This window comes from Rouxiella badensis, from assembly GCF_002093665.1.
In the GTDB taxonomy this organism is placed as follows: Bacteria; Pseudomonadota; Gammaproteobacteria; order Enterobacterales; family Enterobacteriaceae; genus Rouxiella; species Rouxiella badensis.
Genome location: NZ_MRWE01000039.1, coordinates 14,620 through 26,754 on the forward strand (window position 1 = coordinate 14,620; position 12,135 = coordinate 26,754).

Consider the following 12,135-nt stretch of genomic DNA (forward strand, 5'->3'; position numbering starts at 1 on the left):
TCAGGCGAACAAAAGGCCGTAATTTTTAATGACGCTGTTTTAGATTTAGGCCGGTTTCTTTGTCGAACAGGTGCGCGCGGTCGAGTGCGAAATCCAGCCAGATTTTTTCACCCAGCAAAGGATCCCAGTCGTGCCGCGTCGCGACGCGAGTGATAAAGCGATACCCGCCAATGTCGCAGTGCAGCAGCTCTTCATTGCCCATGCGTTCAACGGTCATGATGGTGGCGGCAAGGGCGTTTGGCGTCCCGGCCTCGACCCGGCGCAGGTACTCGGGGCGGATGCCAAGACAGACTTCGTTGTGGTGATAACCGCCTAGCTGAGCCTGAAGTTCTGGCGGCAGCGTCAGCAGCGCGTGTTCGCCAAGACGCAGGCCAATGTCTCCGTTCTGACGGCTTAACGCGAGGTCATGCAGGTTCATTGACGGGCTGCCAATAAACTCCGCTACGAATCGATTGGCCGGTGAATGGTAGAGATTCACCGGTTTATCAACCTGCATTATCTGCCCACGGTTGAGCACGCAGATACGGTCGCCCATGGTCATCGCCTCGACCTGATCGTGCGTGACGTAAATCATCGTTGCGCCGACGCCTTCTTTTTTCAGCTGGTTATGCAGGTCGATCAGCTGTACGCGCATCGAGACGCGCAGCTTGGCGTCGAGGTTGGAGAGCGGTTCATCAAACAGAAACACCTTAGGTTTGCGCACGATGGCACGGCCGACCGCCACGCGCTGGCACTGACCGCCCGAAAGTTGGCCGGGCTTGCGCTGTAGCAGGCTGGTGATTTCCAGCTTTTCGGCCGCTTCACGCACGCGTCGGTCGATCTCCTGTTTGCTCTCCTTGCCAATCAGGCTAAAGGCCATATTTTTATAGACCGTCATATGCGGATAGAGCGCGTAGTTCTGAAATACCATCGCGATGCCGCGGTCTTTCGGTAAGGTATCGTTAACGCACTGATTCTGAATCACGATTTGCCCTTCGCTGACGCTTTCCAGACCGGCAATCATCCGCAGCAGGGTGGACTTCGCACAGCCCGACGGGCCGACAAACACCATAAATTCACCGTCGTGGATCTCGAGATCGATACCGTGGAGCGCTTTAAAACCGTTGGGATACACTTTTTCAACGCTGTGCAGCTGTATTCCAGTCATATTTCAGTCCTCCCCCTTCAGGGCATTACATTAATAGTGTGATGGATAAAAAGGCCTAGCTCTTGACGCCCGAGCTGGCGATGCCCTGAATGAAGTAGCGCTGAAAAAGAATGAACAGCATCAGCATGGGAATAATGGCCATCAGCGCGCCTGCCATCAGCATCGGATACTCTTCCCCCGCTCGGCTCGACAGCGACGCCAGGCCGACGGGAAGGGTGAGTTTGTCGCTGCTGGTATTGACGATCAGCGGCCACATCAGGTTATTCCAGCTCCACAGGCCGTTGATGATGATGCAGGCAATAATGCCGGGCCGGATCAGTGGCAGCATAATGCGCCAGAAGATGGCGAAGTGGTTGTAGCCGTCCATCAGCGCGGCTTCCTCCATCTCCTTGGGCACCGCCATAAAGAACTGACGCAGCAGGAAAGTGGCGTAGATACTGAAGATGCCGGGCAGGATCATCCCGGTTAGGGTATTGAGCAGCCCGAGCTTCTGCACCACCAGAAACTGTGGGATCAAAAACGCCTGACCCGGCACCATCAGAATCGAAATACACAGTACGAACACGACGTTGCGGCCGCGAAAATGCAGTCGCGCAAAGCTGTAAGCGGCCATGGTGGCGATCATCATCTGTAGCGTGACGGTGAAAAAGGTCGAGAGGATCGAGTTGATATAGAACTCGGTGAACGGGATCTCGTGCAGGATGCGCCCATAAGCCGAGAAGTTCGGGTGCGAAGGCAGCATTTGCAGTGGGATCTGAATGCTCTCGGCTTGGGTTTTCAGCGAGGTGATCAGCATCCACAGAAACGGCACTACCGAGGCGAGGCTGGCGAGCAGCATAAAGGCGTACACCGCCCATTTTTGAGCGTTGAACTTCTTCGCTGCCATTGCGCTGCCGGGCAGTTCTTGAGAGGCGGTTGAAAACAGGCTCATGTCCTACTCCTTATGCCACTTTCAGGCGTTTGCCGATGGCCATCTGAATGAGGGTAATCAGCATGGTGACGATAAACAGCACCACGGTGATGGCGGAGGCGTAGCCTTTTTCCTGCAGGTAGAACGCATTCTTGAAGAACAAATAGGTGATGGTCATGGTGTCGTTCTCAACCATCGAGCGGTTAAACATCAGATAGATAACGTCGAAGATTTGCAGCACTTCGATAAAACTCATGACTGAAACGAAGAACAGCGTCGGCACCATCATCGGCAGGGTCAGGCAGAAGAAGCGGCGTAGTGTGCCGATGCCGTCGATGTCCGCCGCCTCGTAAATCGATTTTGGAATGTTCTGTAGCCCGGCCAGCAGAATGATGATTTTCAGCGCTAACGAGGACCAGATAATGATGATGGAAACGCTGAGGCGCACCACTTCAGGGTCCGAAAGCCAGCCAATAGCCGACACATTGAAGAAGTGCAGCAGGTAGTTGATAAGGCCAAAATCTTTGTTAAACAGCCACTGCCAGACCATCGCAACCGCCGCAGGCATGGTGACGGCGGGCAAGAACAGCAGCGTGCGGAACAGCGCCTTGCCGCGAATATTCTGGTTAAGACCGATCGCCAGCAGCAGTGAAAGCGTCAGGCTAATTGGCACGCAGACCAGAACATAAAACAGCGTATTGAAAATCGCCGAGTAAAAATCGTCGTCGGTAAACAGGTCGCGGTAGTTGTCGAGATTGAAGGTCGTCCAGTGCATGAACTGATCGAGATCGGTGAAGCTGTAGAAGATATTTTGCAGGAAGGGGACAAAGTAAAACACCAGCAGCCCTATCAGCAAAGGCAGGACCATCACCCAGCCCCAAAAGCGTTCGGCGCGCTCCAGGCGAGTCAGCACTCGGCGGGCGGGTTTGGTAGACGTGGCGTCAACGCTTTGGGTAACGGCGGTTTGCCGTTTCACCGCAACGGAAACCGATTCTGCAAGCGACATGGTGAATACCTCAGTTCGTGTGCAAAAACCTTCTCCAGCCGGGTGTCATCTCCGCGGCTGGAAGGTGTTTAGGGACTTTTTAGCTAAGCGTTACTCTTCCATGACCCGTGAGATTTTCTTAACCGACTTGTCCATCTCTTGTTTGGCGTCCGCGCCCATGAAGATGCGCTTCAGGCTGGCTATCCACATGTTTTGCCATTTCGGTGTGTTGGTACCGGCCGTTGGATAGGCTTTGGTAAAGTTAAGGGTTTCGATATAAGGCGTGACGTCGACGTTCTTGATGTTGGCGGCCCAGGCTTTGGCAGCGGTCTTATTGGCAGGGATAACCGCCTTGGCGAGGATTTCCTGAGACGGCTCCGAGCTCATAAACTGAATATAGCGCCAGGCTTCGGCTTTATGCGTACTCTTGGCCGACAGGGCAAATCCGAGACTGTGGGCTACACCAGATTGGCGATCGATTTTTGGCATGATCACCACGCCAATATGGTCGTTAATCAACGGATTGCTGGCGAACGGTGCAGCAAGCCAGGATCCGGCGTAGGCCATCGCGGCGCGGTTTGACTGGAAGATGTTTTCGGTTTTAACTTCGCTCATCTGCTGCGCAGTGGGTAGCAGCCCGGTTTTCATCATTTCCTGCAGCTGCTGGTAGACCCAGATTGACTTGTCGTTGGCGATGTCGGTGGGTTTGCCGTCGGTCGGCACGACGTTATTGCCGCTTTGATAGAGCAGGTTAAGATAACTGTCCTGACCATCGTTGCTGAGGTCCATTACCAGCGGGAATTCGTCCCCTTTCAGGCCGGCTTTGAGCTGGGTTGCCTTGGCCTTGAGCTGGTCCCAGGTCCAGTCATTGGTTGGATAGCTGACCTTGGCTTCATCGAACAGTTTCTTGTTGTACCAGACCGCAATGGAATCGACGTCACGCGGGATGGCTAACTGCTGTCCTTTATATTGATAGGCTTTAACCGAGCTAGCGACGATATTATTCATATCTAATTTGCTTTTTTCGATGTCGCTATTTAACGGCTCTAATAATCCATTCTTGGCATACTGGATAAAGTACGGCATGTTTATCCAGAATATATCGGGTGCAACACCGCCGGCTGCTGCTGCATCTAATTTAACAAAATATTGAGCGGCGGGAGTAAGTTCAATATCAATTTTAATATCAGGGTTTTCTTTTTCGAAGTTCTTAGCAATCTGTTGTTCTGCCGCCAGTTGGTTTTTATCCCACACGGCATAGCGTAATGTCACCGGATCGGCAGCTTGGGCAGATAAAGAAAACAGGGCGGGTAATAATATCGCTGAGGTAATCATGCTACGGCTAAATAAAGCCGGTTTAAATAAAAAGGCGGTGCATTTTGTTCGTGACATTGACATCCCCTTGGTCGTTCGAAAAATAAACATTGTCGTAACGTACATTCTTTCTATCCCCTAAATTTCGGTGTGTCAATATCACGACTTTTGCCCTAAATCAGTGCGGATTGCTTTCGATCTTGTTAAAAACGAAAGGCTAAAAGCGAAAGATGAAAGCCTGCCGAGTTGTAACTTTTCGATAACATTTTGGGTCTCACTTCCAGACAACAAGCGGTATCAGGGCCAGTTACACCGGGAGATTGCCGCACAAGCCCTGCACTACAATGGGGAATAAAAAAGCTTTTATTGTGCATGCGGATAAATCTTTCATTTTTGTGATGCCATTAAACAAAAAAAATGATCTCTCGCGAGCCTAAAGTGTGAGATGGGTATTCGAAGAAGATTATTAATGAGACTTGCTCTCATCTACCCACTGCTGATTTAATTTATTCCCTTATTGTCTGTTGATTAAAAAAATGGCAGGCTAAATATTCATATTTTCCGCTGGCCCCGCGAGTCTGACTATTATGAATCTTTCACTGTCTTTTACTCATAGTCTGGAAAAGATATTTCATCAGAGATCACGTCCTGATTTTATATCGATTAAACATCTTTCATTGTTAAACAATGAAAGTATTTCTTTTCAGTGTGTCTACTGCCTGCATAAAGAAGATGATGAACCTCGCCGTAAATTGCGCTTTGAAATCCAGGGGACGTTGTCAGAAAACATATCGGTGCGGCAGGTCAGGCATGTACCCAGTCTTTTCCCCTGCTATCAAACCGTTGATGACGATTATTTGACCGTTGAACCGGGGCTATTTCCCGATCCACTGATGCCATTGCCGAATAACACCTTTTTTGTGAACGGCAATTATTATGGCAGCCTGTGGCTAACGCTTTCGCCAGAAAACGAAACCCTGCCTGCCGGAAACAGTGCGGTCTGCCTGCGTATTATCGACGTGGAAAGTGGGAAGACGCTGGGCGACGCGAGTCTTAGCCTTGACGTTTTACCGCAGGCCCTTCCAGCGCAAACGTTGCTGCACACCGAGTGGTTTCACGCCGACTGCCTGGCCGACGTCTATCGCATTGCGGTGTTCAGCCCCGAGTGGTGGCTGGCGGTGAGAAACTTTGTGCGCTGTGCGGTCCGCAACGGCGTCAATATGCTGCTGACACCCGTTTTCACCCCGCCACTCGATACGGCTATCGGCGGTGAACGCACTACGGTGCAGCTGGTGGGGGTCAGTCAGGAGGTCGGCGAGGGTTATCGGTTTGATTTCACGCAGCTGGAAAAATGGGTAGAGTTGTGCCAAGAGGAAGGCATCACTACCTTCGAGATTTCACATCTTTTTACCCAGTGGGGCGCTAATCATGCGCCAAAAATCACGGTCGAGAGAGAAGGGCGACTGAGCCGGGCATTTGGCTGGGAGACCGACGCTCAGGGCCCCGAATACCGCGACTTTTTGCAGGCATTTCTGCCCGCACTGTGCGATTGGCTGCGTGAAAGGGGGTTGCAGAAACACGCCTGGTTCCACGTCTCTGACGAGCCCAAGATGGAGGATATCGACGCCTACCGGCGGGCAAGCGAACTTATTCGCCCGTTGATCAAAGGGTTTCCAGTATTGGATGCGCTGTCAGACTATGAGTTCTATCAGCAGGGGCTGGTGCAAAATCCGGTGACCGCGAGTGACCACATAGAGCCGTTTCTGCAACATAAGGTGCCGGATCTTTGGACCTATTACTGCTGCGTGCAGAAGCTCGATGTCGCAAACCGTTTCTTCTCTATGCCCTCTTACCGCAATCGGATTTTAGGCGTACAGCTTTATCTTTATTCGATTACCGGTTTTCTGCACTGGGGATTTAACTTCTACAACAGCGGGCACTCGCTTGAGCATCTCGATCCCTTTGCCATTACCGACGGGCAGGGCGCTTTCCCCTCTGGCGATCTTTTTGTAGTCTATCCCGGCGAGGATTATCAGCCGATAGAATCTCTGCGCCTCGTGGTGCTGAGGGAAGCGCTACAGGATCTGCGCGCACTGCAACTGCTGGAAACCGTCACCAGCCGTGAGGAGGTGGAAGCGCTGATCGAGCGCATGGCGGGAATGCGTATCACCTTTAAACACTACCCTCGGCAGGCTAATTTCTTACTCGGCCTGAGGAGTGAGGTTAACAGTATGATTAAAAAGACTTTGAGCTGATTAGTGCGGGGTACGTAATTAAATGATTGCGTACCTTTATTAATTATTTTGATTTGTTTTGAAATATATTTTTAACAAAAATGCTATAACTGCATTAATTTAGCTAATAATAGTACGATTATCTTCAGTTTGACTGTGCAATATCTTTGGGTCTGTGAGAAAATTACGCACACACGATGTGCTGCAGCAATTTGCTCGGTCGCCATCCTGTCGTTTAACACCAGGTGGTCATTTTAGCTGAATAAAGAGATCTAATAGGTGGCGTGCAATGACAGGCTGCTTATGATGTTGATCTAAGGAATTGTATGAAATTAGCAAGTTTTTATCGCCCCCAGTCAGATGAAAAGTCTTACGGTATTGTTACTGAACATGGTGTTATTGATGCCGGAAGAAGATTCTCCGATCGGTATTCCACGCTGCAATCTCTTTTAAATGACAATGCATTAAACATCCTGCATGAATTGGATGGAACTCCTGCCGATTACGCGACAGATGACATTGTTTTCCTTCCGGTTATTGAAACCCCAGGAAAGATTTTCTGCGTTGGGATGAATTATTCTGATAAGAGAAAAGAGTTCGAAGAAAATAACAATGCACCGACTTTGTTCATTCGCTTCCCGGACACTTTCAGCGCTCACAAAGATAATCTTATCAAACCAGCTACCAGCGATGAGTTTGATTATGAAGGTGAGCTGGCGGTAGTCATTGGCCGTTACGCGAGCGAAGTGAAGAAAGAAAACGCTCTGGATTATATCGCCGGATATAGCTGTTTCATGGACGCCACTGTGCGCGATATGCAACACACCTGGTTTACCGCAGGTAAAAACTGGAGACAAACTGGCGGCTTCGGACCATGGTTGGTGACCACCGACGAAATTACCGATCCCCAGGCTCTGCCAATCGAGACCTATCTAAACGGTATGCGTGTGCAAAACGACACCACCGGAAATATGATCCACACCGTTGCGGATATCATTGAATATATTTCTCGTTTCAGCCCACTTTCTCCGGGTGACGTTATCATCACCGGCTCGCCGGGCGGCGTAGGTAAAAAAAGAACGCCACCGCTGTTTATGAAGAGCGGCGACACTATCGAGGTAAAAATTGGTGGTATCGGTACCCTCACCAACCAGATAGTTGCTCAGGCGGTCTAAATAACCCTGCCAGCCCAAAGCCATAAGTTATTGGCTTTGGGAGGCATTGTTATCCAGATGATTCACTCAGGCGTTATCTAATTATTGGCTAACACCGTATCTAGTGTTTTCGCGATACGTGAAGAGCTGCGGCTTTATTCGCATTAATGACCGATGTGCTTAGTGTCTCGCCGCGCATTATTGACGCGCAAAGGGTACCCATAAAACAGTCTCCTGCGCCGTGGGTGCTGACCAGCTCAACTCTTTCTGCTTCTATCTCCTGAACATTGCCTTTATTTTCACTGTACGCCACACCGAGTCCACCCGCCGTTACGATGACGGTAGGATAATCTTTATTGAGTAATTTCGCGGCGAGTGCGGCATCGTGCAGACTTTCTACCGTCATACCCGACATATCGCGCGCCTCAACCGCGTTGACCACTAGCAGGTCAATGCAGCCTTGCAGCGCGGGCGATAACAGTTTAGCCGGGGCGGCATTGATGCACACCGGAATGCCGCGCTGTCTGGCCGCTTTCGCCGCCTGTAAATTGACCTCTTCCGGTAATTCGTTTTGCAGTAACAGCATGCCAACGTTTGACCAGACGCCAGCATTCGAGAACTGTGCTGCGTCGATGCGCGTATTGGCGTTGGACAACACCACCGCACCATAATCGCCCTCGGCGTCAGTGGTCGCCACGCTCATACCCGAGGCGACACCCGCAATAATCTCCACCCGTTGGCTATCGATGTGATTTTTTTTCAACACCTCGAGCAGCCATTTACCGTGCTCATCGTCGCCGACTGCGCCGCAAAATACCACCTCGACCCCCGCCTGAGCCGCAGAAACGGCCTGATTGCCCCCTTTACCGCCAAATTTGAATGAACATCCGGTGCCGATAACCGTCTCACCTTTCTCAGGGCGGTGGTGCGCGTCCACCATAATATCGTAATGCAGACTGCCGACGACGAGGAGCTTACTCATGCTAATACTCTCTTAAGTTTTTAACCGCTTGTTGAGTCTTATTGAGATTTTGCGCCGCTTTCTTCAGGTCTTTTTTAGCAATCGCGACAAACAGCGCGTCCAGTATATTGAGCTGGGCAATGCGCGCCGCCGCGTTTTCTCCGAGTAAATGTGACCCTTGCGAGGTCGAATTAAGCACCACGTGGGCATCTTTAGCCAACTGTGACTGCGCATAATTGGTGATAGCAATAACCTTGGCACCGTTCCTGGCCGCCAGTTTTACCGGGTCGATCACCGCGCGAGTCATGCCCGAATGACTTATTGCAATCACCACATCGTCGTCACTTAAAATAGCCGCCGACATCATCATGATATGTGCATCATCATGCACCATCGCCTTAATGCCGATTTTCAGCAGTTTGTGCGACAGGTCGCGAGCAACCGACGCCGAACCGCCAACACCGTACAAGTCGATGTGTCTGGCTTTAAAGAGAATATCTGCTGCACGATTAAACTCGGAAATATCTAAAATTGTTTTTGTTTCTTCTATTGCCTGAATCGAGGTGCGAAAAACTTTCTCAAGTAATTCTTCCGACGAGTCATTAGGCCCAATTTCAGAATGCAGGTTTGCCACATCAGAATTATTGTAGTAAATCAGGCTGGTCCTGAATTCCCGGAATCCCGAGAAGTTTAATTTCTTTGCCAGTTTAACGATCATTGCTTCTGAAACGGCATTTTCCACGGCCACTTCTTTTAATGACGTCTGCTCTGACAAATCACTTTTGGACGTAATTGACTCGACTACTTTTCTTTCTAATGGCGTGAGTTGTGGCAACCTCATTCTAATATGAGCACCTATTGCTCGCGGGTCTTGCTTCATTACTTACCTCGTGTCGCTCGGTCAATCAGCATGGCTATAATAATGATGAGACCCGTTGCAAGCAATTGATAAAAGGCCTGTATATTCATTAGTGTTAAGCCGGTCCGCAATGAGCCTAAAATAATTGCGCCGATGATAGTGCCTATAATGCTGCCTTTGCCGCCCATTAACGAGGTGCCGCCTATGGCCGCCGCCGCAATAGCGTCAAGTTCCCACAGGTTGCCAAGCGTCGGTTCTGCCGCGCCGAGGCGACCGATCAGGATAAGCGAGGCCAATGCCGCCAGAACGCCGGAAATAACGTAAACCGTGACCTTAGTGCGTTTGACCGGCACCCCGGCGACGCGGGCTGCCTCTTCGTTACCGCCCACCGCCAGGATGTATTCACCAAGCGGCGTCTTGTTCATCAATACCCAGGCCGCGATAGCGATGACCACCACGATGAGGATTGGGCAGGGAATGCCAAACAGCGTGCCGGTGATGGCGCTGCGAAACTCCACCGGAATGCCAAAAATCGGACTGCCTCCGGTCGTGATAAGCGCCAGAGCACGGAACAGCGAGAGTGCGCCTAGCGTAACGATAAACGGCTGAAGTCCGGCATAGGCAACCAGCACGCCGCTGAACAGGCCGCACAGCGCGCCGATGCCCAGCGTGCCGACGATGGCCAGTGGGACAGGAATACCGGCGGCCATAAGCGTTGCGCCGAAAATGGCCGACAGCGCGGCGGTAGAACCGACCGACAGGTCTATCCCTCCGGAAATAATTACCAGCGTCATGCCCAGTGCGATAGCGGCATTAATTGACGACTGCTGCAAGATATTCAATAAATTAGGTATGGTAAAAAATACCGGTGATAATGCCGAGAAGGTACATACGATAATCAATAATCCAATCAGCGTACCGGTGTCGCGAAGATTGAATTTAAGCAGTGAAGATGTGCGTAAAGCCGGCATGGTTTTTCCTTGAGTATTCATTTTTTAGCCTCGTGTCTTTCACTCTCTGCATAATGCATTGCAGAGTTTTGCAGGGTTATTTTTTATGGAAAACGGCATTAATGGCGTATTGCGCGATATTTTCTTCACTGATATCTTCGCCCGTTAATTCGGCCGCTATTTTTCCTTCGCGCATGACTAATACGCGGTCAGATATACGCATGATTTCCTGCATCTCTGACGATACAACAATAATTGCCTTGCCTTCACTGGCTAATCTCTCAATCAGATTATAAATTTCCGATTTAGCTCCAATATCAATTCCCCGGGTTGGCTCATCAAAAAGAAATACCTGCGTGTCGGCGGCTATCCAGCGACCAATAATGACCTTCTGCTGGTTACCCCCGCTCAGTAGACCGATATGTTTTTCGGTATCAAGCGGACGCAGTTTTAACTCTGACATCACTTTTAGGGCCGCCTGATCCAGTTTGGACTTTTGCAACATCCCAGCGCGGGTGTAATTGCGCATCTTCGGCAGCGCCATATTCACCGCCACGGAACGCTGCTTGATAATGCCCTCTTTCTTGCGGTCTTCCGGCACCAGGCCGATCCCGGCTTTGATGGCGCTGGAGACGTTCAAATTATGTATTGGTCTGCCGTTGACCTGGATACCGCCGCAGGTTTTGGCGTCGATCCCGGCAATCAGTTTGAGCAGTTCGGTGCGGCCAGAGCCTACCAGACCTGCAATGCCCAGCACTTCACCGGCGCGTACGCTAAAGGTGGCGGGCAACACGTCGTCGCCGCGCCCCAATCCCTCGACCTGCAGAATATCTCTGTCGGTCATAAAGGAGTGGTGCTGTACTTTCTCGAGCTTGCGGCCAATCATCCTGGAGACAAGGGTTTCTTCGGTCTCATCCCTGATGTTGACCACGCCGACCTGTCGGCCGTCGCGCATGATGGTGGCACGGTCGCAGATGCGGAAGATTTCGTTCATTTTGTGCGAGACATAGATTATCGATACCTTCATCGATTTCAGGTCCGAAATCAGTTCTGCCAGACGATCGAACTCGGTTGGCGTCAGGCTTGAGGTCGGCTCGTCCATTGCAATTATCTTGGCATCGTCGAGCAGCGCACGCGCAATCTCGACAATTTGCTGTTGGGCCACTTTTAAATTCTTGATAGGTTCGTCGGGATTAATCGACGGATCCAGCTGCTTAAGGATTGTTCTGGCGCGCTCAAGCTGGGCTTTCTTATTAACAAATAGGCCTTTATATTTGGTTAGCGGACGACCTAAAAACATATTTTGAGCAACGGAGAGTTCTGGAACATGCTGCAACTCCTGGTGGATCATGGCGATCCCCGCCTGACGTGCCGAGAGCGGGTTCTTCATTTTGACGACCTCGCCGTCGACCATGATCTCACCCGTATTAGCTTCGCGAACGCCCGACAGGATATTCAGCAGCGTCGATTTACCCGCGCCGTTTTCGCCAATCAGAGCATGCACCTCGCCCTGGATCACCGAAAAGTTGATCCCTTCGATGGCCGCAACGTTTCCGTAAATCTTGGTAATTCCCTGCATGTTTAAACGATAATTTTCCATACCCCCTCCGCTGCCTTAATT

10 protein-coding genes are annotated in these 12,135 nt (G+C 50.8%); 2 read left to right on the forward strand and 8 right to left on the reverse strand.

Annotated features, from left to right (window positions below; all coding sequences use genetic code 11):
* Positions 1-25: 25 nt before the first annotated feature.
* The 4 genes from BS640_RS18930 to BS640_RS18945 all read right to left on the reverse strand — a co-directional run bounded on the left by BS640_RS18930 (position 26) and on the right by BS640_RS18945 (position 4,434).
* Positions 26-1,147, reverse strand: a complete 1,122-nt coding sequence (locus BS640_RS18930; protein WP_084913138.1) for an ABC transporter ATP-binding protein — start codon at positions 1,145-1,147, stop codon at positions 26-28.
* Between the two features lie 55 nt (positions 1,148-1,202).
* The gene (locus BS640_RS18935; protein WP_026110483.1) at positions 1,203-2,033 is read right to left on the reverse strand and encodes a carbohydrate ABC transporter permease; all 831 of its coding nucleotides are present in this window, start codon (positions 2,031-2,033) and stop codon (positions 1,203-1,205) included.
* A gap of 55 nt (positions 2,034-2,088) precedes the next feature.
* Positions 2,089-3,063, reverse strand: coding sequence for a carbohydrate ABC transporter permease (locus tag BS640_RS18940; RefSeq protein WP_017491534.1), 975 nt, complete (start codon positions 3,061-3,063; stop codon positions 2,089-2,091).
* A 90-nt stretch (positions 3,064-3,153) separates the two neighbouring features.
* A complete protein-coding gene (locus BS640_RS18945) occupies positions 3,154-4,434 on the reverse strand; it encodes an ABC transporter substrate-binding protein (RefSeq protein WP_084913139.1) in 1,281 nt (426 codons plus the stop codon).
* Positions 4,435-5,132: 698 nt separating this feature from the next.
* Here BS640_RS18945 and BS640_RS18950 point away from each other — a divergent pair.
* Positions 5,133-6,611, forward strand: a complete 1,479-nt coding sequence (locus BS640_RS18950; RefSeq protein ID WP_225741530.1) for a DUF4091 domain-containing protein — start codon at positions 5,133-5,135, stop codon at positions 6,609-6,611.
* Positions 6,612-6,916: 305 nt separating this feature from the next.
* Entirely contained in the window at positions 6,917-7,765 is an 849-nt protein-coding gene (locus tag BS640_RS18955; RefSeq protein ID WP_017491537.1) for a fumarylacetoacetate hydrolase family protein, read from the forward strand.
* Between the two features lie 100 nt (positions 7,766-7,865).
* Here the strand turns inward: BS640_RS18955 and BS640_RS18960 are convergent, their stop codons facing one another.
* From BS640_RS18960 to BS640_RS18975, 4 genes are read right to left on the reverse strand one after another with little or no spacing between them, the layout of a single operon-like run.
* Positions 7,866-8,726, reverse strand: a complete 861-nt coding sequence (locus tag BS640_RS18960; RefSeq protein WP_084913140.1) for a ribokinase — start codon at positions 8,724-8,726, stop codon at positions 7,866-7,868.
* Between the two features lies 1 nt (position 8,727).
* Complete coding sequence (locus tag BS640_RS18965) at positions 8,728-9,585, reverse strand: MurR/RpiR family transcriptional regulator (protein WP_026110485.1); 858 nt, start codon at positions 9,583-9,585, stop codon at positions 8,728-8,730.
* On the reverse strand, positions 9,585-10,556 hold the full coding sequence (locus tag BS640_RS18970) for an ABC transporter permease (RefSeq protein ID WP_084913141.1): 972 nt from the start codon (positions 10,554-10,556) through the stop codon (positions 9,585-9,587). Before BS640_RS18970 ends, BS640_RS18965 begins: the two co-directional genes overlap by 1 nt.
* Positions 10,557-10,611: 55 nt before the next feature.
* Positions 10,612-12,114 (reverse strand): sugar ABC transporter ATP-binding protein, encoded by a 1,503-nt coding sequence (locus tag BS640_RS18975; RefSeq protein ID WP_084913142.1) that lies wholly within the window; start codon positions 12,112-12,114, stop codon positions 10,612-10,614.
* Positions 12,115-12,135: the final 21 nt, after the last annotated feature.